The organism is Manganibacter manganicus (genome assembly GCF_002075885.1).
GTDB classification, from domain to species: Bacteria; Pseudomonadota; Alphaproteobacteria; order Rhizobiales; family Rhizobiaceae; genus Mesorhizobium; species Mesorhizobium manganicum.
The window spans coordinates 17,230-43,245 of sequence record NZ_MDET01000045.1 but is presented as its reverse complement, the minus strand read 5'-3'; the positions used below and the strand labels follow the sequence as shown (position 1 = coordinate 43,245).

19 protein-coding genes and 1 pseudogene are annotated in these 26,016 nt (G+C 63.1%); 9 read left to right on the top strand and 11 right to left on the bottom strand.

What is annotated here, in order from left to right:
- Window positions 1–107: 107 nt before the first annotated feature.
- Window positions 108–776 (top strand): trimeric intracellular cation channel family protein, encoded by a 669-nt coding sequence (locus BFN67_RS19390; protein WP_080921140.1) that lies wholly within the window; start codon window positions 108–110, stop codon window positions 774–776.
- 615 nt (window positions 777–1,391) lie between these two features.
- Here the strand turns inward: BFN67_RS19390 and BFN67_RS19385 are convergent.
- The gene (locus BFN67_RS19385) at window positions 1,392–2,045 is read right to left on the bottom strand and encodes a TetR/AcrR family transcriptional regulator (protein ID WP_080921139.1); all 654 of its coding nucleotides are present in this window, start codon (window positions 2,043–2,045) and stop codon (window positions 1,392–1,394) included.
- Window positions 2,046–2,135: 90 nt separating this feature from the next.
- Between BFN67_RS19385 and BFN67_RS19380 the strand changes: the two genes are divergently transcribed.
- The 4 genes from BFN67_RS19380 (at window position 2,136) to BFN67_RS19365 (ending at window position 5,741) form a co-directional block, all read left to right on the top strand.
- Window positions 2,136–2,792, top strand: coding sequence for an O-methyltransferase (locus BFN67_RS19380; protein WP_080921138.1), 657 nt, complete (start codon window positions 2,136–2,138; stop codon window positions 2,790–2,792).
- A 51-nt stretch (window positions 2,793–2,843) separates the two neighbouring features.
- A complete protein-coding gene (locus BFN67_RS19375; protein WP_080921137.1) occupies window positions 2,844–3,704 on the top strand; it encodes an SDR family oxidoreductase in 861 nt (286 codons plus the stop codon).
- Between the two features lie 163 nt (window positions 3,705–3,867).
- Entirely contained in the window at window positions 3,868–4,209 is a 342-nt protein-coding gene (locus tag BFN67_RS19370) for a hypothetical protein (RefSeq protein WP_080921136.1), read from the top strand.
- A 176-nt stretch (window positions 4,210–4,385) separates the two neighbouring features.
- A complete protein-coding gene (locus BFN67_RS19365; protein ID WP_020697698.1) occupies window positions 4,386–5,741 on the top strand; it encodes a tyrosine-type recombinase/integrase in 1,356 nt (451 codons plus the stop codon).
- Between the two features lie 125 nt (window positions 5,742–5,866).
- Here BFN67_RS19365 and BFN67_RS19360 read toward each other — a convergent pair whose 3' ends face one another.
- From BFN67_RS19360 to BFN67_RS19315, 10 genes are all read right to left on the bottom strand, one after another.
- Window positions 5,867–6,304: a ubiquitination-like system serine protease family protein gene (locus tag BFN67_RS19360; RefSeq protein ID WP_237234044.1), complete on the bottom strand. Its 438-nt coding sequence runs from the start codon at window positions 6,302–6,304 to the stop codon at window positions 5,867–5,869.
- Window positions 6,304–7,476, bottom strand: coding sequence for a ThiF family adenylyltransferase (locus BFN67_RS19355; protein ID WP_020697697.1), 1,173 nt, complete (start codon window positions 7,474–7,476; stop codon window positions 6,304–6,306). Before BFN67_RS19355 ends, BFN67_RS19360 begins: the two co-directional genes overlap by 1 nt.
- Window positions 7,451–8,197 carry a multiubiquitin domain-containing protein gene (locus BFN67_RS19350; protein ID WP_067179958.1) on the bottom strand — a complete coding sequence of 249 codons (747 nt, stop codon included), beginning with the start codon at window positions 8,195–8,197 and terminating at the stop codon, window positions 7,451–7,453. The genes BFN67_RS19355 and BFN67_RS19350 overlap by 26 nt, the downstream gene beginning before the upstream one ends.
- Window positions 8,198–8,278: 81 nt before the next feature.
- Window positions 8,279–11,680, bottom strand: coding sequence for a UvrD-helicase domain-containing protein (locus BFN67_RS19345; protein ID WP_080921134.1), 3,402 nt, complete (start codon window positions 11,678–11,680; stop codon window positions 8,279–8,281).
- Window position 11,681: 1 nt separating this feature from the next.
- A complete protein-coding gene (locus tag BFN67_RS19340; protein WP_067179952.1) occupies window positions 11,682–12,260 on the bottom strand; it encodes a hypothetical protein in 579 nt (192 codons plus the stop codon).
- Window positions 12,257–13,111, bottom strand: coding sequence for an RNA polymerase sigma factor (locus BFN67_RS19335; protein WP_425349808.1), 855 nt, complete (start codon window positions 13,109–13,111; stop codon window positions 12,257–12,259). The genes BFN67_RS19340 and BFN67_RS19335 overlap by 4 nt, the downstream gene beginning before the upstream one ends.
- Before the next feature lie 172 nt (window positions 13,112–13,283).
- Window positions 13,284–16,802, bottom strand: coding sequence for a DEAD/DEAH box helicase (locus tag BFN67_RS19330; RefSeq protein ID WP_080921133.1), 3,519 nt, complete (start codon window positions 16,800–16,802; stop codon window positions 13,284–13,286).
- On the bottom strand, window positions 16,789–17,571 hold the full coding sequence (locus BFN67_RS19325; protein WP_067179946.1) for a HamA C-terminal domain-containing protein: 783 nt from the start codon (window positions 17,569–17,571) through the stop codon (window positions 16,789–16,791). The genes BFN67_RS19330 and BFN67_RS19325 overlap by 14 nt, the downstream gene beginning before the upstream one ends.
- A 16-nt stretch (window positions 17,572–17,587) precedes the next feature.
- On the bottom strand, window positions 17,588–18,604 hold the full coding sequence (locus tag BFN67_RS19320) for a nucleotidyl transferase AbiEii/AbiGii toxin family protein (RefSeq protein ID WP_012561404.1): 1,017 nt from the start codon (window positions 18,602–18,604) through the stop codon (window positions 17,588–17,590).
- Window positions 18,597–19,190: a DUF6088 family protein gene (locus tag BFN67_RS19315; protein ID WP_026782238.1), complete on the bottom strand. Its 594-nt coding sequence runs from the start codon at window positions 19,188–19,190 to the stop codon at window positions 18,597–18,599. The genes BFN67_RS19320 and BFN67_RS19315 overlap by 8 nt, the downstream gene beginning before the upstream one ends.
- 275 nt (window positions 19,191–19,465) lie before the next feature.
- Between BFN67_RS19315 and BFN67_RS19310 the strand changes: the two are divergent.
- From BFN67_RS19310 to BFN67_RS19295, 4 genes and pseudogenes are all read left to right on the top strand, one after another.
- A pseudogene (locus tag BFN67_RS19310) lies at window positions 19,466–20,203 on the top strand (ArdC family protein); the annotation flags it as partial.
- A 165-nt stretch (window positions 20,204–20,368) separates the two neighbouring features.
- Window positions 20,369–21,793 carry a tyrosine-type recombinase/integrase gene (locus tag BFN67_RS19305; protein ID WP_080921131.1) on the top strand — a complete coding sequence of 475 codons (1,425 nt, stop codon included), beginning with the start codon at window positions 20,369–20,371 and terminating at the stop codon, window positions 21,791–21,793.
- A gap of 26 nt (window positions 21,794–21,819) precedes the next feature.
- A complete protein-coding gene (locus BFN67_RS19300; RefSeq protein ID WP_080921265.1) occupies window positions 21,820–23,577 on the top strand; it encodes a hypothetical protein in 1,758 nt (585 codons plus the stop codon).
- Window positions 23,574–25,748 (top strand): integrase, encoded by a 2,175-nt coding sequence (locus BFN67_RS19295; RefSeq protein ID WP_080921130.1) that lies wholly within the window; start codon window positions 23,574–23,576, stop codon window positions 25,746–25,748. Before BFN67_RS19300 ends, BFN67_RS19295 begins: the two co-directional genes overlap by 4 nt.
- Window positions 25,749–26,016: the final 268 nt, after the last annotated feature.

Genomic DNA, 26,016 nt, shown 5'->3' with positions numbered 1-26,016 from the left:
GACTGCGTCTATCTGTGTGTTGTGGATGGCGTTCATTCAGCCGGCACGGGTCAACCCCGGTTACCCCTTCCGGCCCAATCGGGTAAGATCACGCGGGCGGAGCCGTCATGATCGCCATTGAAACCTTCGTGCATATTCTTGACCCGGGCGGCACCTTCGTTTTCGCGATCAGCGGAGCGGTTGCCGCAGTCAATCGCCGGCTCGACATTTTCGGTATTCTCGTCCTGTCCTTCGTCGCCGGCAATTTCGGCGGGATCACCCGCGACATGCTGATCGGCGCGGTGCCGCCGGCCGCCTTGACCGATGGTCGATACCTGCTGGTTTCCGTTCTGGCCGGGCTCGTCACCTTCTTCCTTTATGCCGGTGTCAACAAGCTGCACGCGCCCGTGCTGATGTTCGATGCAGTCGGACTGTCGTTTTTTGCAGTTGCCGGTGCCGAGAAAGCCATCGCGTTCGGGTTGAGCCCGGTAATGTCGGCGCTTCTTGGCATGTTGACCGGCATCGGCGGCGGCATGATGCGCGACGTTCTCCTCACTGAAATCCCGCAGGTGCTGCGCTCGGATCTCTATGCCGTCGCAGCCCTGGCCGCGGCATCAATCGTCGTCATCGGCCATCTGCTGGGTGTATCTTATGGCATCTCGGCACTGGCCGGGGGGATTGTGTGCTTCGGTCTCCGCTTCATGGCGATCAGATACGATTGGCATTTGCCTATCGCGCATCTTTCCGCACGAGGGCGTGCACGGATGGACTCTTCGGATGACGATAAACCCCGCTGACCTTGTTGCTCTCCGGTTTCTGGAAGGCGATCGAGCACGATCCTGGATTTGGACACTTGGCCGTTGAGTGGTGGCGTCGCCTTAACGAATTTGAATTGATCGGGGGGGGGGGGTATCCCGGCGGCGATGACAAAGCTTCAATCGCCGACCGGATGCGCCGCTACCCACGCCATCGTTCTCCGGCCTAGGTCATCGCCCACGCGGTGTGGCTTTATTATCGATTGCGCTGAGCCTGCGCGACGTCGAAGACCGGGCTTGTCACGCCATCATTGCGGGATGGCTGCTTGCGGCCAGGCCGCACGCATAGGCGGGGCCGAACTTCCTGCCCCAAGGTCCGCAACACCATCGAGCGGTGCTTCAACAAGCTCAAGCACTTTAAGCTGGACCCTTCTTACCCCGATTTTGTCGATCTTTCCAACCGAGAACTAAAACGCGAGAGCGAAATATTCGATCACGACATCAGTCTCGCTGGCAAGGCACTAGAAAACACTCTGCTAATGATCGAGGGCGGGAGATATAGTGCGAGCATATCCCTCCAGAATGAAGCGACAGTGTCGGTGCCATGGAAGTCAGAAATCAGCAGTTTCGATGACCGACACCATCCCATGAAGCATCTCAGAACACCCCCTTGCCACGGGCATCCAGACTGCATTTGGATAGATAGGCGCAGATCATATCGGCCATCGCGTCAGCATAGGCGTTGATCTCGGCTTCCGTTCCGGGCGCCTCCGAGAGCTCCTTTCCAACTGCGGTGATTGTGGTGCTGATCAGATCGCCGACCAGTTCGCGGGTGGCATCCGAGGCTGACGGAAGCGCTTCGCGCATGAACCTCTCGATGATGCGGTCACCTTCGGCATGGATCTCCCGTGCTTCCGGGGCATCACGATAGAGTGGCGCTGCATCGTCAAGGGCCATACGAACGGCCGCTTCCTCGATCTCGGAGCGGATGAAGGCGTGGACGAGGTTTCGCAATCGTTCGGGAGGCGGCTTCGTGACGTCGCCGAGGATCGCGCCCCACTGTCCGGTTGTCTGCCGCCATTCGTCGCTTTGCAGCCGAAACAGGATGGCCGCCTTGTTCGGGAAATACTGGTAGAGCGACCCGACGCTGACGCCGGCCTTCTCCGCCACGCGTGCCGTTGTGAAGCGCTGCGCCCCTTCCATCGCCAAAACCTGAACAGCCGCTTCCAATATCGCCGAAACGAGCTCGGTAGAGCGGGCCTGTTTGGGTCGTTTTCGTGAGGAAATCAGGGGTGTTGGCTGATTGGTCATCAGGTGTTCCGCCAATGCGAATACAAAATGCGACGAATTCGTCGTATTTCATACTCCAAGACGAAGCAACGCTTTCGATTGGACCTATTCATGACCACTCTGACCAGTGCACCGCTCGCGCCTCTTCTGGATCGCCTGTTTGCGGAGGCCGATGCAGCCACCAGCCCTGACGTGGCTGCGCTCTCTCACGAAGAACGCAATCGGCTGATGCGCAGCAAGACGGAGTATCTCGATCTCTACCAACGCATGAAGGACCTGTGGCTGCCGGTCTCGCGAGAGACTGGCCTGTTGCTCTATATATTGGCCCGCAGCACAGGTGCGCGTAGCATTATCGAGTTCGGCACTTCGTTCGGCATCTCGACCTTGCATCTGGCGGCCGCACTTCGCGACAATGGCGGCGGACACCTGATCACCAGCGAGTTCGAGCCTTTCAAGGTTGCGCGAGCACGCGCGCACCTGACCGAAGGCGGGCTCATCGATCTGGTCGAGGTTCGGGAAGGCGATGCTCTCAGGACGCTGAGTGCCGATCTCCCCGATACGATTGATCTGCTGTTGCTCGACGGCGCAAAGGCTCTCTATCCCGAGATTCTCGACCTGGTGGAAAGCCGTCTCAGGCCCGGGGCGCTCATCGTCGCGGACAATGCGGATTATTGCCCGGAATATCTGGAGCGCGTGCGTGCGCCGGGCGGCGGCTACACGTCCGTGCCGTTCGCGGAGGACGTCGAACTGTCCATGCGGGCGGGTTGAACGGCCAAGCCACGCGCCAGACCTCGACATCGAACCCTTTGGGAGAAAACCATGCACGTATTCATAACGGGAGCCACCGGCTGGGTGGGCTCAGCCGTCACCGACGAGCTCTTGAAAGCTGGCCATGAGGTCACGGGCCTCGCCCGAGACCGGAACAAGGCGGCTGCGCTCGCTGCAGCCGGCGCGCGGGCTGTCGAAGGCACGCTCGACGACCTCGATGTTTTGCGCCAGGCGGCATCGTCCGCCGATGCCGTGATTCACACCGCCTTCAACCACGATTTTTCGAAGTTCATGGAAGCTGCCGCGCAAGACCAGCATGCGATCGAGATGCTTGGGAGCGCCTTAGAGGGATCTGACCGACCTTTGCTCGTTACCTCCGGCTTGTTGGGGCTACCGCCTGGCGCGACCGAGAAGGACGCTCCCGGTCCGGGGCCGCGCAAATCGGAACCGACGGCACGAGCACTTGCCGAACGTGGCGTCAGGGCCGCGACGGTACGCCTTGCATCGTCCGTCCACGGGATAGGCGATTGGGGCTTTGTGCCGATTCTCGTCCGCATGGCCCGCGAGACGGGCGTATCCGCCTATATCGCCGGTCTTCAGAACAACTGGTCGGGTGTCCATAGGCTGGACGCTGCGAAAGTTTATCGGCTTGCTCTTGAGCAGGGTGTGACCGAACCCGTCTATCATGCGGTCGCGGATGAAGCCGTGCCATTCAAGCAGATCGCGGAACTGATCGGCCGTCACTTCGGACTGCCGGTCGAGCCGAGAGATCGCGACCACTTCGGCTGGTTCGCTCACTTTGCGGGCGCGGAACTATCCGCCTCCAGTGCTCACACCCGTTCGGTCCTGGTCTGGGAGCCGACAGGCCCAAGCCTAGTCGTCGACCTCGATCAGCCGGGCTACTGCGCCTGACTCCAGGCGGGCGAGCAAAACATGCTTCAGCGCGGCGCTGTGGCTGGCGGATTCGTGGCCTTTCGAGTTGCGGGCGCATGACGATGATTCCTATAGCCGGCGCCGGGTCGCACTCGCGATGACTCCGATCTCGAGATCGAGGGGCAGGTGCTGCGGAATCCGCATGGACAAACTTGATGAGATCGTGATCAGTGAGGTCACAGCGCATGTCCTGCAGCCGGGCCGCTTGTACCAACTCCTGGAAGCCTATCTCAAGTTTGCTGGTCAGCGCGCTGATCGGGACCGGGAACACATCAGCCGGATGCGCCAGGATCACAAGGAGGCAGAGGCTGGAATTGCTCGACTTCTTGCCCTGGTCGAGAAGGGCCTGATGGATGCTGACGATCCAGCCATGCGTGAGCGCCTTGTCGGGCTGTGGAACCCCACCTGCCGTTCTTTCTTTTGTTCGAGAATGGCGCACCCGACAGGATTCGAACCTGTGACCTCTGCCTTCGGAGCAATTTAGGCACCCCGTCCTAAAAGCACGCTAGGGCACGCCATGACACTACAACCTACTGAAACCGCTAGACTATTCGGATTTTTCCGCCGAAATCCATATCCGCAAGTTCGCTCCAATATTCGCCCGGCTGCTTCCGTGGTGCTTCCGCGGAAACAGCCCCTCCATCACGGGGGGATCGCCTGATGACAAAGCTCACGAAACGAGTGGTCGACGCCGCCGACGTCCGGGAAAAGGACTACTTTATCTGGGACGATGAGCTTCCTGGCTTCGGCCTCCGCGTCTTCGCATCAGGCAAGCGCAGCTATCTCATCCAATATCGCGCGCTCGGTCGAACCCGTCGCTACACCATCGGCCTGCACGGAATCTGGACGCCAGAAACCGCACGACAGGAAGCGAAGGCCCAGCTCGGGCGCGTCGCTCGCGGCGACAACCCGTCTGAGGAACGCCAGCTCGATCACCAGGCCATGACGGTCAAGGAGCTATGCACGCTCTATCTCAAAGACCTCAAGGCAGGCCTGATCCTCGGCAAAGGCGGTCGCCCCAAGAAGGCGACCACCATCGTTACCGACACTGGCCGCATCGAACGCCATATCATTCCGTTGATCGGCGCGCGGCGGGTGAAGGACCTGACAAAAGCCGACATCAACAAGGTGCTCAAGGACATCATGGCCGGCAAGACGCGAGTGTCGGTCAAGACGAAGAAGCTAAGGGGCAAAGCCATCGTGCGCGGCGGCGCCGGCACGGCGACACGCACGGTAGGCCTCCTCGGCGGCATCCTCACCTACGCCGTCGATGCCGGCATCATCGATCGCAACCCGGCGCACGGCATCAAGAAACCGAAGGACAATGTCCGCAAGCGCAGGCTTTCCGAGGCGGAGTATCACACTCTTGGCAACATGCTGCGCGAAGCGGCAGAGAACGAGAAATATGCGATGACCGTCGAGATCGTTCGCCAGATCGCCCTGACCGGCTGTCGCCGGTCGGAGATGATCTCGCTTATGTGGTCCGAGGCCGATACTGAGGCGAGTTGCCTGCGACTGGAGGATAGCAAAGAGGGTGAATCCATCCGACCCATCGGTCTTCCCGTGGTCGAGTATCTGGAGCAGCGCCGCGAGAATGCGAAGGGCACCTACGTCTTCCCCGGCCAAGGCGAGGACAATGCCTTCGGCAGCTTTCCGAACCATTGGGAGCAGCTATTCAAGGACTCGCCGCTCGCCGACGTTACGCCGCATGTCCTGCGCCATAGCTTCGCGAGCATCGCCAACGATCTGGGCTTCACCGAGGTGACCATCGCGGCACTCGTCGGACACGCGAAAGGCTCGGTCACGAGCAAGTACATACATACGCTCGACACGGCTCTGATCATGGCAGCTGATACGATCTCCGGCTACATTCAAGGCTTGCTTGATGGAGTCGAGTTCAAGCAGACCGCGTACGCTCTTGATCGAGATTCTCGGAAGCAAGCACTTGCACGCTTCCTGAACAATGCGGCCAAGGGCGCGGAAATGCAACGAGAGGACATTCCCTTAGCTGCCTAGCGTTCGCAATCACCGCATCCGACCTCCAAACCCTAGTTACTTTTCCGGCTCGTGCCATCGGCCGGGGCAAGCTTAACACCAGAAACGCGCTAAGCCCGACGGCATGTCCGCCGCCGGGCTTGGCGCTATAACTTACGAGACAACCAGTCCCGGACACGGCGCCAGAAGTTTGGTGTTGCGCTGGTCGGAGCGGCCTGAATAGGAGGCTCGACCGTCGGCGACTGTCCATAATATCGCGCTTTGGCAACGCGATCACGACGACGCTCAGCTTCAACCTGCTCGTCGCTCCAAGGGCCGGCTTCGATCACCTTGCCGCGGTCGATCAAGTAGTGTGACCGGCACTGCAAGGTCCAATTGCCGATCGACGGCCGAAGCGAGATAGTTTCGCCATCGAACGTCATCTTCCAATCCGTCGGCGTGAAGGGCGCGACAACCTCCTCGCCGCAACCACAGCAGCAGCTATGGGCTGATGTCGCATATTCCATCGAAACATAGAGAATGCCTGGGTCCAGGCGCTCAGGGATGTGTTCGACGAAACGATGATCGAGTCGCTTGTGCCTCATCACGCGAGGTCCCCATTGATGAGCATGTTGCCGTCGGTGGTGTAGGTGCAGTGATGCTCGCGCTCGAGGTCACGGTAGAAGCCACGAATCTTCTTCCACTTCACGACCGCGAGGACAGCATTCAAAGCGTTGAGATCCGCGACCTGTATGTTGGATGCGTAAATGTCCTTGGCGCCACCGCCGACGAAGGAGATGCGCTGGCGCGCATGATCCCGTTTCTCCGGCGTGCTGGCGGTCACCCGCAGGATACCGCCGAGCGATCCCTCGTCGAGTTCGAGGCCCATGCCGACATCGACGAATGCGGCGCCGCTCGCCTCGAGCTTCTCGACGATCAACCGCTTCGCTTCGCCGGCGTCGAGCGACAGGAACGCGAAGGTGACGCCCTCGAGAAGGTGCAGGTTGTCGGCCCCGAGCTCGACATCGTGCGCCACGATGTTGCGGTGCATCCGGCTGTAGATGCGCTTCAGATAGTCAACCTTCTTCGGTGCCTCGCGCAGCCCCTCCAGGGTCGGCGCGCCCGGCGCCCGAAAGGCGTTGTGGGTCAGGAACTCGTCGCTGTCGAAGAGCCGAATCTCGCGGACCGGCGTCTTGGCGACGAAGTCCAGGATGTAACCGCCGGTGCCACCACAGCCGATGATGGCGACCCGCTCGTTGACGAGCCGCTCGGTCAGGATGCCGATACCGACACGGTCGGAGGCGGTCTCAACATAGTTGAAGACGCTGTCCTCCTCCTCTTCCGGCTCGCGGAAGGTGCGGGGGGTCATGCCGGGCTTCAGCACCGCGGCCGGGCCCGCGATGATGTTCGCGTAGCTCGTCATCTTGTGGTGGTAGTCCGTGTAGCCGCCATCCGGCTTGCTCGAGAAGCTGTGCGTGGCTTTCAAACCGTGACCGAGGTCGAAGGCGCCGGCCTGATGCGAGATCCCCTGGATAGGCGTCCCATCGGCGCGGCACGGAAAGTCGCCGTCCCAATGGACAACATGGGTGTCGGGCCTGCGCGTCGCATCGCCGGCCAGCGTGAGGCTCGAGATGAGGGTGCCGATGCGCACCTCGCGACGCGCATCGACATAGGGCACCTCCCGCATGACGAGATGCCCGCCCTGCCGCAGGACGAAATAGCCTTCGTCCCGCAGCCGCTTGAGGTCGGGATTACGACTGAACAGTTCGCGTGACATTGAACACCGTGCCTTTCTTCTTGACGTCGACCGAGCCGCCGGCACCGAGTTCGCCCGCGTGCGGCGTCGAAGCCGCATGCCGATAGGTCATCGAGAAGACGACGTTCGGCTCATGCTGGCCCGGGAAGGCGAGCTGGACGATCTGCTCGAACGTGACCGTGCGGGCGTTCACCGTGCGCGGCCGCGAATTGACGATAATCTCGAACGTCAGCCGCGCGGTGATAAACCGCTCGATGCCGGGCTCGGCCAGATCGATCAGCTCGCCATGCTCGATCAGGCGATCTTCGCCGCCGGGGACCTCGAGGAAAACGCCTTCCCCCTCGCCCGCCTTGGCGAGCCCGTAGAGCACCGCGCCGCTGATGACCGGCTTGCCCCAGCGCAACTCGCCGTCGTTCAAGGTGAGCTTGAAGTCGCGATCCGTCAGGAAGGCGACGAACCGCTCGGCGCCGTGCTCGCGCAGGTCGAAGGGCTCGTTCAGCCGCACGTCCTCGAAGTCGCCCGAGGGCAGGATCGCGAACAGGCTGTAGCCTTCCCGCGGGTCCAGGGCGCCGGCCTCGAGCAACTGACGGCCGAGCGGCATGGGGTCGCTCACCTGACGGGACTGGAAGTTGAGGTCGCCCTGCGCGAGGAGGAAGCGATACCCCCGCGCCGGACGCAGCGCCCGGCCTTCGCGCAGGGCGTCGCCGAGGTCGTCGTATTCAAGAAGCTCTTCGGTGTTCATAAGATTGGGTCCTTAGGTTCTGCCGCGGCGATGCAGCGGCTCTAAGGGTCCAATCGGGGCGAGATCCGCCGACCGGTAAGGTCAGGCGAACTTTTTTCGCAGAGGGCCGTCGGGGGTCTGCCCGCAGATGAAGAAGGCCGGGCAATTCGGGCAGGTGCGCGACGACACCTCTGCCGGAAACCGCCCAGCGCGGATGTCGCCGAGAAACTTGGCGAGCTTGTCCTTGCGCCCCTTCAACTCCCGATCCGACAAGGCGAGCGCATGCGTCTCGCCATCGGAAAGATGGACGAGCTCCGCGACGGCGCCTGGAAAGGCCTGCTGGACCGCCAGCATCAGCGCCGCCGCGCCGACATCCTTGCTCTCGGCCGACCGCCTATGGCCCGTGCGGATACGGCGGACGGTCCGGACCCCGTCCGGCCGCACCAGCACCTCATCCGGCCGAACGATGATCTCTTCGCCGCCGAAATTGAGGCTGAGCGCGACCGGCGCCTCGGCGACCGCGTCGGCGCGATTGGCCAGGAGGAAGCGCAGCATCGCCAGGGCCAGATCGCGGAATTCCGCGCGATAGCCATGGTCGCCGAGCCCCTGACCGGCAAGCGCCACGTCGGTGCGATCCTCCAGGTCCCGCTCGGTTACGGGGCTATCAGAGGCGATCACCCCTTCGACCATCACGCGAACCGCCTCGTGCAGGTGCATGAAGGCGGTCGCGGTCCGGCGCCCGCCGACCTGCAAGACATGCGTGTAGAAGAAGCGGCGCGGGCAGGACTCATAAAGGGCGATCTGTGGTGCCCCGAACTGCAGCCGTCCGTCGACGATCAACTCGATGCCGTGGGCTTCCGCCGCCATCGGAAGCGGCCGCGCCGGCACGACCGAGCCCCGCGTCAGGGTGGCTCCGAGACGGTCGAGGAAGGGCGACAGCGGTCGATTGTGGCCGTTGCTCTTCTCGGTCGGCGCATAAAGGATCAGGCGGTCGCGGGCGCGAGACTGAGCCACATAGAACAGGCACTCCTGCTCCTCGGCTTGGCCCGCGCGAAAGGCCTCCAGCGCACTGCCTCCGGCGCCCGCGATCATGCCATCGGGCGCCGGACAGGGTGGCGCCGGCGGCGTGCGCGGGATGGTGTCGCTGTTGAGCCCTGGAAGATGGACGCCGCCGAACTCCAGGCCCTTGGCGCCATGGATCGTCATCAAACGCACGGCGTCGAGATGCTGGGCGGCCGCGGGCAACTGGCGCAGGTCGCGATCATCGCCGAGACGGACAAGCCTGCGCACGCGATCGAGCACACGCGTGATCGGCAGGCCGCGGCCGGCCGGCTGGACCCGCAGGAAGTTGAGGAACAGCCAGATCGCGATGCCGCGCGTGCGATCGGCGAGATCCTCCGACACGCCAAGGCGCGCTGCGACACGGGTGCGATCAAGCAGCAGTGTCGCGAGCACGGTCCAGGGCGACGCCGTTTGGTCGAAGCCGCTGAGTGCGGCCGCGAGCTTGACGAGGGCCTGGCGCCCGGCGTCGCTGACGCCGGGGATCGACTCGATGTGCTGGAGCCAACCGCCTGAAGGTTGGTCGGCCGCCCGCAGATACTCGAAGATCGTCGCTACGTCCGCGAAGGACATCCTGAAATCGGGCCAGCAGGCGATGCGCACTAGGCCCATGGCGCGCCGATCGACAAGGACGGAGAGCAACGCCAGGAGATCCTTGACCTCAGCCCGCTCAAACAGGCTGCCCAGAAACAGCACGGGCACGCCGAGCCGTTCGAGGTCCTGCCCGATGGTCGAAAGCTTCTCATTGCCGGTGCAGAGCACCGCCTGGTCACGATAGGCATGTCCCTCGCGGCGAAGCGCCTCGATCGCGTCGGCCAGGGCCACTTGCTGCTGCTCGGCGCGCTGCACCGTGCGCAGCTCGGGCTTCTGGCCATTGCCGTTGCGATCGGCTTCAAGACCGCTGTCCGCGTCGCCCGCGCGCATCGTGGTCGCGAAACTGGAAAAGTTGGCGACGATCTCCGGCACCGAGCGATAGTTGCGCTTCAATCGCCCACGCTTACCGCCGGGAAAGTCCTCCTTCCCGAACCGGGTCATATTAAAAGATGACGCACCCCGAAACCGATAGATCGACTGCTTGGCGTCGCCGACCATCCAGAGATTGCGCCCGTCTGGCCGCAGCGCGCTCAGCAAGCGCACGCTGCTGCGGTTCACGTCCTGGTACTCATCGACCAGGACGTGGTCATACTGCGCCTGCAGCGTTGCGCGGATGGCCGCCTCAGCCTCAAGCAGCTTGACGGGCAAGGCGACAAGATCTCCGAAGTCGACGCAATGCGCGTTGCGCTTGAGCTGTTCATAGGCGGCATAGACGCGGGACACCTCTCCGGCACGTTCGGCGGCCTCGCGTGTACCGGAGTCCGCCCCCTTGGCAAGCATGGCGTCGGCAAGCGCTGCGTAGGTTTCGGCGTTGACCACCTCGTCCTTCGCCCGCGAGACGGCGGCCAGCATCTCGGCGATGATCTGAGTCGGATCGTAGAGATTACGGTAGTGGGCGAGCCTCAGGCGCGGGAACTCCTCCTCGAGGAGCTCGACGGCCTCGGTTCGATCCATCATCCGCGGGTCTTTCGGCAAGCCGAGCTCCGCATGGAAACGACGGATAATGTCGAGGCCGAAGGCGTGGAAGGTGCCGATCCACATTGCAGCCGCGGCCTCGGGCCGCTTGCGCGCAATCCGCTCAGCCATCTCACCCGCCGCCTTGTTCGAGAAAGTCAACAGCAGGATGCGCCGCGGGTCGACACCCTCCTCCAGAAGGCCTTCGACACGCGCGATCAGCGTCTGCGTCTTGCCGGTGCCGGGGCCCGCCTCGAGCAGATAGGCTTCGCCGCGGTGCGCCGCGGCCGCGGCTTGGAGTGGGTTGAGCGGCCGCTCTGCATGCGTCGCGGCCGTGACGGGCGGCACGATTGGGAGGAGCAGGGCGTCAAACATCTGCTGGGCGACAACCTCGAACGGCGCGCCGAGCTTCGCGGCGATCGCCGAGGCGGATAACCCTTGGTCGACATGCAGCGCTCGCGCGACGTTGCGGGGAAGCAAGAGCTCGCGCGCGAACAGGTCCATCTGGACCTCGCGACGCTGCCGGCGTCCGTAATCGACCACCCGATCCATGCCAACCGGCGATGGCTCGGCCGCGCGGGCCAGATCGATCATTGGCGCCGCCTCGCTATCGGGATCGTCGCCGAGCTCGACATGTCCGATCTCGTGCGCCACGAGGAAGGCCTGCTCGAAGCGAGACCCCGCACTCTCGTGAAGGATCAGATCGTCGGCGGCGACGAAGGTCGCGCGGCCGCCGTTGAGGACGGCCGCGCCGACGGCCGTCGGTTCGACATCGATCCCACGCCGCTTGGCTTCGGCGACAGCAAAGTCATAGGGCGACCAAGGATCGGCACCCGAGGCGACGAGACGAGCATGAAGCTCGGCGGCGACCTGCCTGGCGAGCTCCACCCCGTCCATGTCAGTCTGCCTCCGCCAACAGCCGGGCGCGCTTGTCGGCCGGGACGCCGGCGTCGATTAACACTTCCTCGAAGGTGACCTGCCCGCCGGCGGTCGGCTTATCGTCAGCCTTATAGCTGCGCGCCCCGGCCAACTGGGCCGAGCCCCAGGACGACTCCAACTGCGCGACAGAGCTGCGCATCGCCTCTGCCAACATCGCCAGGAAGCGTCGCGGGATACTAGCGAGAGAAATCCGTCTCTCGCGCAGCGCAGTCACAACCTGCCGGGGCAGGTCCAGACGCTGGGCGACGGTGCGCCAGTCATCGACCGTCAGTGCCGCGAAAGGGTCGGCTGTCGCTCCCGGCACCGCCTTTGAGTGTTGCAACCAAGCAGCATCGATCAAGGCCTGATCGGCATCGGAAAGCGGAGCTGTGTCGTCAAATACTTCGCGGCTGAGTTCGCGCGACAGGTCTATGAGCTCCCCGGCATATTCCGGGTAAAGTCCCAAATAGCGTTCAAGGGTCGACCGGCCAGGGTCGTTCTCGACCGCAAACGCGTCGAGCACGGACTCGCGTGATGGACGTTCGCCGGCGGGGTTCACCGTTCTTCTCCGTCGCCCATGGCGGCGCGAAGGGCGGCGAAGGCCTTGTCGCGGTAGGTTCGGACGGTCTTTTCGGAGCGGCCTAAGACTTTGGAGATGGTCATGACGTCCGGCTCCTTGGAGTCGATGGGGAAGCCCTGTCTCATCATCTGAATGATCCTGCTTTGTTCTGTCGGTAGAGCCTCAATCGCTGCATCCAGGCGCAACCGGTAAGCCGCATCGTCCAAATCCGACGCGGCGAAGGGGTCGTGTGCCCCTGCGGCCGCCTCGACTTCGGGGGATAGCTCACCGCTGTCGTCATATTCGAGGGCCTGAGAACGGTTCTCGTCGCGCCAAGCCTGCTCCTGCGCGTCGCGCCGCAGGCTGGCAACCGCGCCGTCAAAGCGCACCTCGAAGTAGTCGAGCTTGTCGATATAGGTGGCGCGATCCGCTGAAAGGAGCTCGACGAACCTGCTGAAAACCTTGTCTCGCACAACCCCGCGCGTCAGCGATTCAGTTTTGCCGTCGGAGCTTTCCGGCCTGGGTAAACAGCGTAGCACCCGTTCAATCAGAATCCGATAGAGGCGCTCGAACCACGCCTCGTTGTTGTCGCGACGGCTCGCGCGAATGAAGTACACGAGACATTCGCTAGGGACGTAGGTCGGGTCCGAGCGCTTCATGATTCCTGCCCTGGCGATCAACTCGTCGCGCGGCAGGACCGCCAATTCGGCGATGAGCGCTTCTATCTTTGGGTCGCGTTCGTAAAGTTCGCCGCTAAGGCGTCGTTTGCGCAGTCCGTTTATTACTACTCCTGATCGGTTCGAAGCTGTCGTTTCCTGCGCATCGACGGCTTCCTCCCAATGTTTCATCATGCCGCCCCCACTTTTATAATGCCTTCACATTCCGGCGTCCTCTAGACTATTTTTTATCGAATGCGTCCGGAATGTCTTGCTACTCTTCTGTTGCGGCGGGCGTTTCTTTGGCTACTGACCCACAGATCCCGCATTTTTCTCTTGCCTGTTTGCACCAGAGCAATTCACCACCTCAAGCATTCGCGGGTGGCCATCGCATTTTACCCCGGCCAACGCGCAAGACGTCGACAAGATTGACGCCCTCTGGAAGCCTACCTGAAAGCAAGCTAGGCTTCGGATCAACAGCATGCTTCCTAAACGCAGCGAGCCGCTGATAGTCGGGCGTCGCTAGCCAAGTCCTCCCATCTCCTTCATCAGTGATAATTCGGTAAAGCCCTGCGCGAGGTGCTGATTCAACGGGAACATCGAGCAAACGTCGGTTGCGATAGATTGACCATTTCTGAATCCCACCACTGAGCGCCTCAGTCCTGAAACGGGCCCACAATGCCGCCGTTTCGGGCGTTGGCCAATCGCCCAAATCCGTGAAGGCTGTGATTTCATCGGATTCAAGCCATGCGCGCATTTCCGCCGGAGTCACAAACATTGGCTTGGTTTCGTTGATGGAGGCCATGGCTGCTGTCCTCGAAGGTAGACCGGCGCGAATCAGCATCGCCATCATGAATTGCGGTACGCCCGTTTCGACTACTGCCGCCGCGCCGCCCGCCACCGTCTCCGGCGACCAGCCGAGAGACATTCGCCGGGTGCGAATGGCTTCGAGCGCCCAAACCAGGCGATAAGTGAAGGCCTCTTCGACCGCCCGCATATTCTGTGGCCCGATCTTGGAGACTTCCTCCCCGGAAATCCAGGCGCGCAGGATGGCTTTCCAATTGGCTGGCAGCGCGTTCTTCTTGTCGGGGATGAAGGGGCGCATGAACAGCAGACGTTCGCCCAGACCGCCGAGAGCGTCGGCGAGTTCGTCGACGTCGCCGCTCAGGGCAGCGCCATCGGCCCGGTCGACCAGCTCGGCCAGCACGTCGGCCATCGCGTCGATGGAGAGCCCCGCTTCGAGCCCAACGCCCATTGCGAAATGACCGCGGCGCGCCTGCTCGGTCGTGGTCTTCCAAATAAGGTCGGCGCGTGCTTCGAAGACCTTCTTGTGCAGGGGTGCGACGTCCTCTTCCTCGCGCGCAATCTGACGAGCCCAGAGTGATCCCTTGAGGGCCTCGTCCAGCAACTTCGGGAGATCGGCGCGATCCGCATCCAGCGCTTCGATCAGGCCGAACACGGTCGCATCGAGGCGCTCGACAATCTGCGACAACGGCTCTTCGTCGATCGTTTCCTCTTCGTCAGCCTCGCTCTCGTCCTCGTCATCGTTCTCGTCGCCGTCGGCGTCGTATTCCACGGCGGCGGCAAGGCGTTCAGCCACTTCGGCCTCCTCGTCGGGCGATCGCCACGCCTCCCGGGAATTGGCGAGATACTCCCAGGCGTCATCGCGATCGAGCACACCCTCTCGCGACAGGCGCTCGAGGATCTCGGCGACGATCTGGATGAGGCCGCTTTTCAACGTGCGGGCCTTGGCGGAGGCAACCAGCTTCCTCCACTCCTTCTTTCGCCAATCGGTCTTGTCGAACATGACATGGACGATCAGGCCCTCGACATCGACGAAGGCGCGCCCGGCCCGGCCTGCGACATTCGCAAACTCCTCGCCCTTGATCTTCTCACCGGCGCGATAGAGCGCGGGCACGAGCAGGACAGCGGCGTTCAGGTTGAGCCCTTGGGAGAGCGTCGGCGAGGCGACGATCACTTTGAGAACGCCCTCCGAGAGCAGTACCTCCAGCTCGCGCAGGAACGGGCTCGGCAGACGGCCGTGGTGGATGGCGACGCCGGCCTTAAGGCTAGCGACCGCCGGATGGTCCTCTCCCAGCCATTCCTTGCCGACCTCCAGCGCCCGCGCGATCGGCGCCTCGTCGTCCAGCAGAGAGCTGAGATAGCCGCGCTTGCATAAATCAACGACCTGCTTGCCATAGCTCTCGACCCAGTTGGCCTGGGTGGAGAAGATCAGGGTGCGCTTCCCCTGGCCGGCGAATTCCCACGCCGCGAAGAGGGCCAGGTGTGAGTTCTTGCGCGGGTACGGCTTCTTTTCCCTTCCGCGTGCAGGCTTCTCCTCGACGAACTTGTCGAGGAAGGGACCGCCATCGTCGAGGTCGAGCCGCAGCAGCGCATCCTTGCCGCGCCAGGTTAGGGCGCCGAACCTCTGACCCGTGGGGCGCCAGTCGGAACGCACGGGCTCGCCGGGTTCGTCGGAACGTATCCAGGCGGTGAGGTCATCCAACTCGTCGCCGCTCGGCAGGATCGCGGAGAGGCAGACGATCCGGCGGTTGGCCGCGTCGGGGCGGCGCAGCAGACGCTGCACTAGCGTCTCGTAGCGGATCTCACGCTCGCTGGGCCCGATCATATGCCCTTCGTCGAGAACGATCAGCCCGACATCATCGATCAGGGAAGCGTCGCTTCGAAGCGCGAAGTCGAGCTTCTCTGGTGTGGCGATGATGATCTCGCGGGTGCGCAGGGCATCCTCGTCGCCTGCCGAAAGGCCGCTGGCGCCGTAAAGCGAGGAGACGCTGAACCCGAGGGGCGCGAAGGTCTTGCGGAAAGAGCGTTCTGTCTGGGCCGACAACGCGCGCAGCGGCGTGACAATCAATACCCGACGCGCCGATGACAAGGTCATCAACGCGGCGATTTCCGCAACGCGCGTCTTCCCCGCGCTCGTGGGGAGCGCCACGACCAGGTCGTCGGTGACATCGGTCGACCGCTGCGCGGCCTCGCGCTGAGAAGGCCATAGCTCCACTTCGGAGGTTTTGCGCGCGTACAGCGAACCGATGAACAGCCGCCGGAGGTCGGGGTATCGCTCCTCCGTTCCAGCGGGTGGCTCCGTCGGCAGGCTCCGGTGCAATGAATGCTGCCAGAGGTCGTCGATCAGATGGCGGCAAAGATTCGAGATCCACCACAACGGTACATTCCCGGCGTTGCCGGCTAGGCTGACCGCAGTGGCCAGTAGATCGCGCGCGGCGTCGATCGGCTCCTCTTCCCCTGTTTCCAGCGCGAAGTCGAAGTAGGCCAGAGCCCGACAAATCGTCGTATTCAGAATGGTCGACAATACGTCGTCGATGTCGGGCTCATCGCCGCCCAGCGCTTCGCCCATCTGCTCGTCGCCGTGGGCCTCGTCGCCAAGCCAGTCGCGAACGAAGCCGCGCAACTGATCGAGATCGCGCAGGATGAGATGACGGATCGCCGTTTCGCCGGGCGATGCGTTGAGATCTTCAACCGTCTCGTTGAACAGCGAATAGGCGACGGCCGAGAAGCCGGCCAGGTGATAGGCGGCAGCCGCGATGGTGCGGCGGAAGCCGCGATCGGGTGCCTCGGGATCACCGTTTCTCACCAGCGCCTCAAAGGCGTTGGCCGCCCGTTCGAAAGCCTTGTTCGTCAGGTCTGACGCGCCGGTCTGGGCACGCAAGGCCATGGCGCCCCGAAGCAAGGCAAAGCCGTGTTCGGCGAGGTCGGTTTCGATTGTGGCGCCCAAGGGCGGGGAAGTCTGAGGCAATACGCCCGCTTCCCGCATCAGCGACCATGCAGCGCCACGATAGAGCAATCGGCCAAGGATGCCGTCGACGGTCGCGGTGGCTAGGAAGGCGGTCAGTTCATCAGGCGTCTCCAAGATCGTGCGCCCCTTCGTACATGGCCGCGATGAAGTCCTGATGATCTTCGACGTGGATGTTCACGACGTAGTGGTCGCGATTGGTCCCGGCGGTCTCGAGATCTTCCTTCAGCGAGGCATGGGGGCCGTTGCCGGAAACGGTGAAAAGCATGTGGTCGATGCGATCGGCGCGCAGCGACCTCAAACCCACCTCATCGCGGAGGTCGCGGCCCAGCGCGTTTTCGTCGGGATCGTTGCTCTCCAGGAGACGGTTGGCGACGAACAGCAGCGAGTCCGGCGTGCAGCGGCCATTGTCGCGATCAAGCACCTTGCGAGCGCTTGTCACGGTGGATTTGCCGAGCTTCATGTTGCTTTTGGCTTCCCCCTTCAGAAGCCACAATTTCTCGTCCTGGCCGCCATAGCCGGCGCCGATGAAATCATCGCCGCGCATGGCCATGTTGCGGCCGTCCTTGTAGCGAAGCCGGCGCACGGGGACGCGCAGGCCGATCTCTTCCTCCACCAGCTCGGTCGCGAGAATCTCCCCCAGGTCTCCGGAGCGGCCCTTGGCCGTCTGAGGCATCGCCTCGCTCAGAATCTTGGCGGCAACCGTGTATCCGAGGCGCTCGACATCCTCGGCGATACGCTCGAGACGATCATAGTGGGAACGAATGGTCTCGGCGAGGTCGCCGCTGATCTCGTCGCGGCCGCCATCCTTCTCGACATAGGTCCAGTAGTGTTTGCGCTTGTCTTTTTCCTTGGTGGATTCGCACCACCGCTCATACAGCCCCATGCTTCCCCCCACTTCTTTATTTTGCTGCGCGATTTACCCGGTCGGCGATGTCTGCGCATCGCTCGATCAGCCTCTCAAAGGGCTCGGCGTCCTTAAGTAGCAGCCCGTCTTCCACCATATGTTCGTAATCCGAGGCCAGCGCCGTGCGCGCCTCGCCGCTCGGCACGAGCCGCAACAATCCGTTGACGGCGGCCTCATAGTCGACGGGCGCGCCGTCCGCCGCCTTCTCCGCGAAGAACATGCTTTTGTGCCGTGCTACCGCCAGGGCGAGATCTCGATCAGCCGCGGCCGCGTCGGCAATCCCGGCGTCATCCAGGCGGACCACGTCATGCCAATGGCGAGCGAACCGCTCCCCGCGAAGCCGTTCCTGCAAGCAGAAGACGTGGATCGCGGTTGCCTTTTCCCAAAAGGTCCGCTCGGCGTGCATCACGCGCGGCGACGCCGCGGGGAACGTCACGCCCTCGACCAGGCCCGTCGCATCGCAGACCACATCACGCACGCTGGCCGGTTCGCCGGTCGAGCGGGCGCCGAATTCCAGCATGACGCTTGGCGCGACATAACCGGAGCCGGTAGAGGTCGCTTCATAGTCGATGAAGAGTTTCTCGCCGTCGACCCGGGTCGCGGCCGACACGCCCTGCGCTCCAATGGCGTCGATGAGCAGGGGCTGCACCGTGCCCGAAATCCACTCCGGCAGGCGGTGGCGCACCGCTTTCGACCAGCGCTTCTCTTCGCTGCGCGTTGCCGGCAGGGCCTCGCCATTGTCGCCCACCAGATCGGGCGCGATCGCTCGGATGTCGTAGGTCAGATCGACATCTTCCGAGAAGCGCTGAATGACGCCGTAGGCTTTTGAAAGCGATGTCCCGCCCTTGAAAACGAGATGGTCGCCGAGCGCGGAGCCGAAAACGGTTTGAAGGGCCCAGACGACCCAAACGTCCTTCTCGAGCAGATGGGCGGGCCGCCCTGAACGATCGGCGGCCACGCCCAGCGCGTCACGACGGTCCGCCGCCGACAGGGACAGAAAGGGATCAGCCATGGGCCGCCTTGCCGACGCTTCGGGCAAGCCAGGTCGGAAACTGCGGCGCGGCGGCCACCAGTTCGCCGAACGCCGACGGTGGGAGCTTTCGTTTCAGAGCCTTCAGCGCCGATTCCGCTTTCTCCGGCCCAAGCCAGGCTAGAGCGCGAACCGCTTGGCCTGAGGGGCGATCGGCGAGCGCAAGCTGCCAGCGTGGCGCATGGCGCAATTCCACGAGCTGCTTGCCCAAGGTCATAGTGCGGCTCCGGCCCGACGTCAGATAAACAGAGCGAACCGGCACCTGCGTCGTCAGCCCCAGCGCATTTGCGGCAGCCGCGCCGTTCGGCACGATGACTTCCCCGCGCTGCACCGCCAGCGCCTCGATGGCCTGTTCCACCGAAGGCGCGCGTGCTCCAAACCGGCTCTTGATCGGACGCAGATACACGCCGCGCCCGGCACGGATCAGATGCCCTCGTTCTGCAAGACGCGACAAAGCCTGGTCCACCCCAGCGCGGCTGCCGAGGTGGAGAAGGCTCTTTGCCGCCAGCGGCGTTCCTTCCGGCAGCGTCTCGGCGAGCGCCAGGATCTGTTCGGTCAGACGTTGCACCATCATTCTCCTGTCAGAAATATATGCGAGTTTCTGACATTTTTCAACGGCCACAAAGCTTTCAAACTCAACCCAACCGTCCTTCGTAGCTCCGGTCGCCACGAGGGATCGATTGAAGGGGGAAAGCCTTCCCCTGCGGCCGAGCCACGGTCTCGGCCGACCCCTTCTGCGGGGACACCCCGCAACGCCCCGAGAGTGAGAGTGCGGACGGATCTTCCGTGACGGGTTGAGGGCTGGGAGAGAGGCTCCCGGCGCCCGTCGTGGAGTTTATCCCGATGGCCAGAATGGATCGCGCCGCGCGTCGTACCGGCGACCGCACCAATTTCTATGACGACGTCACCAACAAGATCATCGCCGAGCTGGAGGATGGTCGGCTTCCCTGGGTCCAGCCTTGGGGCACGGCCGCGGCCAAGGCGCCGCTCGCCATGCCGAGGAACGCGGCGACCTCGCGCCAGTATTCCGGCATCAACGTCCTGATCCTCTGGGGCGCCGTCATCCAGCACGGTTTTCCTTCCCAGCAGTGGCTCACCTTTCGCCAGGCGCTCTCGCTCGGCGGGAACGTCCGGAAGGGCGAGCATGGCACGACCGTCGTCTACGCCGACCGCTTTGTGCCTGACGATGAAAAGCGCCGCGCGCGCGAGGCCGGCGAAGAGGCGACCGCCATTCCATTTCTGAAGCGGTTCACGGTCTTCAATGCGGCGCAGTGCGAGGGGCTGCCCGAGAATCTTGCCGTCGAAGCGCCGCCCCCGGCGTCGGGCATGATCGAGCCAAGGGTCGAGGCGCTGATCCGGGCAACGGGAATCGACTTCCGCATCGGCGGGAGCCGTGCCTTCTACGTTCCCGCCCACAACTATGTGCAGGTGCCGCCGCCCCAGGCCTATTTCGAGCCGATCAATTGGCACCGGACCGCGCTGCATGAACTCGGCCACGCCACAGGCCATGCTTCCCGCCTCGGACGTGATTTCTCCGGCGCGTTCGGAACGAAAAAGTACGCGTTCGAGGAATTGGTGGCCTTATCTTGACAGTCTGCACCGACTCCCAGTGTCCTGCTGACGTCGATGCAACAGGACTGACGGAGGCGTTATCCAGGCCGGCCGCAGCGCTCCCACATAGCTGGCGGAGGCCGGCCTGGATAGCGCCGGGCAAGTTGAACTCCTTCGTTGAAGCTGGCTCCCCGGATGGGGGTCCGGGGGAAGGTTGAACAACTTGTGGACAATGTAATCGCAGCTTCAAGCATCACCATTCAGGAGCGCAGATCAGCGGAGGGCCTTGACGCCCATGTCCCAATGATCCTCCGGGACGGGGCGCTATACGATCCTGATCTGGATCGCTTTTTCCGCGACCTTCCTCTCAACGGCGTTCGCTCCCGCCATTCCCTTCGTGCTTATGGCTACGACGTTCTCGTCTGGGCTCGTTTTCTTTCGGAAGCCTGCGCGAAGACGATATGGCAAGCCGACCGGCATGATGTCCTTGTCTATCACCGCATCCGCCGCCGCGCCGACGCCGGACAACGCATCTCCGCTGCTTCCTGGAATCGCGCGGTCGCCTGCCTCGATCGGCTATATCGCTGGGGTGTGCAGGAAGGACTGATTGCGGAAGCACCCTTCACGCATCGCTCGGTCTGGAGGCAGGGGTACGCTGGGCGGCGAGCGCAGATTGCGGCACGGAACGATGCCTATGAACCCGCCGCGCGTCGAGCGGACGTCAGTTTCGTCACGCTCGACGACTATCGGCGGTTTCGAGATATCGGCCTTAGAGGGCTCCTTCCTGACGGCCGAACACGCCCGGGCGCCCGAGATCGCAACGGCATTCGCAATGCGCTGTTCTCCGATCTCCTGGTGACCACAGGGCTTCGGCTGGAAGAAGCGTCATCTCTCTTCACCTCCGATCTCGTTTTCGCCGATCAGCGTCAGGGCCGTCAGGTCTGGCTGGATTTGCCGGATGCCCAGACCAAGGGCGATCGTGGCCGCCAGATTCTCGTTCCCGCTCGACTGCTTGAACAGGTGCGCGCCTATGTCGATGTCGAACGTGCTCATGCCGTCGCGAAGCTCCAGCAGCGCTCGGCGTGGCAATCGATCGACCGACCGATCTTCGTTCACCCGGAGCGGCACGCTGCCCGGCTGCGATTGCTTGATGGCGGCGATGTCGCGCTTGACCGGCTCAACCCGGAAGAACGCGGCCGGATCATTGTCTGCGACAGCGACGGCACACCGAGCGAACCGGCGGTATTGTGGCTTTCGGAGATCGGCATGCCGGTGCAGCCGAACTCCTGGGAAGTCGTTTTCGCCCGTGCCTCCAGCCGGTGCAGATCCTTCGGTTTCGATATCAGCATCAGTCCGCACCAGCTCCGTCACACCTTCGCCGTTCACATGCTGGCGATGCTCATTCAGCACCGTCTCCGCGATGCTGCTTTGCCTGCCGGGCCGATGGAGGGATACCGGCAGGTGCTTGGTGATCCTCTCCAGCAGGTGCAACGGCTTCTCGGCCATGCCAGCCTGACGACGACATACATCTACCTCGACCATATCGCGACGCGCGCCGATACTGTCGATGCGGCCGTCGAGGAGCTCCTGGGATTGCTCCCCTCGGAGACCACCCTGTGACGGGACGCCCACGCAAGGGAACCGCGGTGCGTTTTGCGCCAGCCGATGGCGTTGTTCCCCCGCACGCCAGCGATCGGGTGCTCGGTCTGCGCTTCAATATCGAGGCGCGCTATGGCGGGACGCTTGAGGTTGACCTCACCGCTGTGCATCCGCGACCCTTCGCCATCGCTTTTGCAGGGGCTCTGCGCCGGCAGTCCGAGCTTGGTGGTCCGCTAGGTGCGCGAGGCACCATTAAACAGCACTTTCAGGCTTACCTCCGGTTTTTCGCATATCTGCGCGAGCACTCCACGGCAAAGACGCCCGCCAATCTGCGTGCTGATGACATCGATGGTTATGAGGATTTCCTCGAAGCCGGCGGGATGACCCCGATCCACCGGCACACTGTTTTCGCCAAAGCCATCCTCGCATTGCGCTCGATCGACGCCAACCAGCCCGGCCTTCTGCATGAGGGCGTCCGTCGACGCCTGAGCTACACCAGCAGACAATCCGTTGGCCGATCCCGACCACGTGACGCTTATAGCCCCTTCGTCGCACGGCAGCTTCGGGACGCTGCCCGTGGCGACATCGCCAGGATATTCCGGCGGATCGGGAAGCCGCTCGAGAGTGACGATGGCGATGCCAATCTCTGCCGGGTGACCGATGAAGCCAATGCACGGATTGTCGCCTCCGGCAGAGTCAGCTCCGGCGATCGCGCCTTCCATCGCCTCTATTTCATGAGGCTGCGGCGCAATCTGCCCGTTTCAGACCTGGCTGAAGATCTACACGCACGTTTCCATCTACGTGCAATGGATATCCCACCACTTCTGACCTTCCTATCTCTGGAGACCGGCCTGGAGCTCGAATGCTGCAAGGCGTTGACGATCGACTGCCTTCAGAACCCCGGACCCGGCACGATCGAGATCGCGTATGTCAAGCGGCGTGCCCGCGGCGCCGAGCACAAGCACATTCGCGTCCGTGACGGCGGGATCGGAACACCGGGCGGTCTGATACGCAAGCTGATCGAGGCGACTGCATTCACACGGCAGTTTGTCCCAAGCGAGAACCTTTGGCTTTATTATTACACCGGGCGGAAGCAGCTTCGTGCAGGCTTGGAGCATCAGCAGGAACTCGTGGCCAGATGGATAAAGGGGCATAATCTCGTCGATGACGATGGTGAGCCGCTCCGCCTCGTCCTTTCCCGCTTGCGCAAGACCCACAAGGCACTCTGGTATCTGAAGACCGAGGGTCATATGGCCCGTTTCGCCGTTGGGCATACGCCTGAGATCGCCGCGCGCCACTACGCTGACATCCCCTCGCTGCGACCGCTGCACGAAGCCACCGTTGCTGAGGCATTTTCCGAAGTCGCGGCCGCCGCCGGTCCGATCGTCTTGGCGCCTGCTGATGAAGATTCCTGGCGGCAACGCGATGGCCCGGCCGAAGGATGCGAGGACCGCGACAGTATCCTGCGTGGTGAACAGGACGTTTGGCTGGCGGCATGCTCTGGTTTTGACCGCAGCCCGTTCGGAGAGCCAGGAGCGCCTTGCCCGCAACCGTTCTGGGGCTGTCTCGAATGCCGCAATGCTGTCATCACCGCGCGCAAACTGCCGGCGATCATCGCGTTCCAGCACTTTATCGAGGAGCAGCGGGCCAGTCTCTCCGCCTCAGACTGGGCGATGAAGTTTGGCCGCGCCCATGCTCGCATCGCCGGGCAGGTTCTGCCTGCATTTCCCGAGAGTATGGTTGCCGCAGCCCGCCATGAGGCGGAAGCGCATACCCTTTATCTGCCGCCCGAGGCCCGGCAATGAGGGGATTGTCGCCAGCAGCTTCCACCTCCCGGCAACTCGATCTGCGCCCGGTTCTTGCGTCCGCCCCGTTAAAGCCGGGGTTCTCGCGGGAAGCACTTTCGCGCTACAGCGATCCGAGCTGGGATCTTGGACCGGCCGTGTTTCGCGAGAGCGCCCGCCGCTGTCATGTCACCGTACATTTCGGGGGCGTCGAGGATGTGAGTGTCCGCGAGGCGTTGCGCGAACTTCTCTATGCCCGGCTGAACGTCGACCTGCCGGGTCACCGCAAGATTCTTTCTCCCGGTAGTGTCCGACAGGTCTTCAACCGCGCACGACGCTTCTTCGAGTTCGTGCGTGATGAACTCGGTGTGGTCGATCTCCGCCGTGTCGACCAGCCACTTCTTGACCGGTATGCCCGCCACCTCAAGGCCGACCGTGCTCGTCGGCCGGTCATTGTCACCCAGCTGCTGGAGGTCCCGTTCGATCTCTATGCCTATCGCGATGATCTTCCTTCCGGAGGGTTATCATTCCAGCCATGGGCCGGAAGACCTCCAGCGCACGTCGCGGGTTATCGTCAGGTTCACGAGAACCGGACACCGCGCATTCCCGAGGCGATCATATCGCCGCTGCTGGCCTGGTCGATCCGGTATGTCACCGAGTTTGCCGCCGATATCTTCGCAGCCCGCGAGGAGATGGATTGTCTCGAAGCTCATTGCGCCATGCTCATCGAGCAGGACAGTGTCCTCGAACGTCAAGACCGACGGCGCCAGCAGCGTAACCGGCTTGAGGACTATTTCGGGCGGCTTCGCAATGAAGGTCGCGGGGTGCCGATCTGGGGCACCGCGCATAACGGCATATTCCTCCGGCACCCCGAGACAGGAGACCTATCGCCACCCGTCAATTCCCACTTGCTTCATCTGCACATCGGCATCAACACGCTCGTCGAGCCGAAGATGCACATTCAACTCACGGACGGCGCTCCACGCCAGATCAGAGGTGCGGTGCTCGAACTCGGTGTCGAGACCGGAGGCATGGATACATCCATCTCCATTCTGCCCGAGACCGGTAAGCCCTGGCGACCCCGCTTCGACGCCAAGACCCTCGCGGCGGAAGAGCGCATGCTGCAATCAGCGGCCTATATCCTGTGCGCCTATCTGACCGGCATGCGGGACTGCGAAGTCCAGGCGATGCAGCGTGGGTGTCTTTCCCTGACGCGCAGCGAAGACGGCATGATCATGCGCCATCGCGTTCGGTCCGTCGCCTATAAAGGCAAATCCGCCCAGGGTGAACCTGCCGAGTGGATCACCATCGAGCCCGTCGCCAGAGCTGTCGAGGTTCTGGAACGCCTGTCATTTCCCTCGGCATCGGCTCGTGCTCTCACGACCCTTTGGCCGGTATTGGCAGCGAAGTCATATTGTAAGGACCATCTCTCGGCCGAGATCGTCCGTCAGATCAACCGCTTCCGTGATCATCTCAACGACCTGTTCGGCACACCGGACAGGCCGGCGATCCCGAACGGACCTGGTGACCGTCCCTGGCGGATCACGACGCGGCAGTTCAGACGCACGATCGCATGGCACATCGCCAACCGTCCCTTCGGCACCATCGCCGGTATGATCCAGTACAAGCATGCCTCCGTCGCCGCTTTCGAAGGCTATGCCGGCTCCAGCCGGTCCGGCTTCCGGGCGGAAGTCGAGAACCAGCGTAGTCTCGGCCAACTCGATGATCTGTTGACCTATTTCGACGAGCGCCAGACCGGAGCCACGCTGTCCGGACCTGCAGCGGCGCGTATAGCGAAGACGCTCGACAACATATCGGACGATTTCGGTCCGCTTCCGGCCATGATCGCTGATCGTGCCCGGCTCCGCACGATGCTCGCGAGCCTCGCGCGGACATTCCATGTCGGGGTGCTGGCCGATTGCTTCTTCGATCCCGGCACGGCTGCCTGCCTGAAGCGGGCCACCGGAGCCAAAGGCCCGCTGACCGCGCTCTGCCAGCCGACCCTTTGTCCAAATGCCTGCATCACCGCGAGACACCGGCCAGCATGGGCTCGTTCCGCGCAGGAAGCCGCAAGCCTGTTGAAGGAGAAGCGGTTGTCCCAGCTACAACGAAGCATCCTTCAGCAGGACCTTGAGCGGGCGAGGAAGGTCCTCAACAGCATAGACAAGGACCAATCCTCCCGCGGCTCCTGAGGGGAGCCTGGTGTGCTCCTGCGCCGGTGGCCCGCCCGGCGTGGTCGGAGCGCGCGATGCCCGGCGCATCCGCGCAACGGCTGATCGCCGTCCTCCGCTTACGCTTCGGCTCTGCGAGTGCGCGACCGCACCTGAGGCATCGCAATCCGCTGCTCCGACGCCGGGACAGGCCCCGGCGGAGAAGGAGCAATGATCATGACAAGACAAAAAATCAGCAACAGCCGCCCGAGCGGGCGGCAGGAGAGGAAGGGGACGGCTGGAGTCGGGG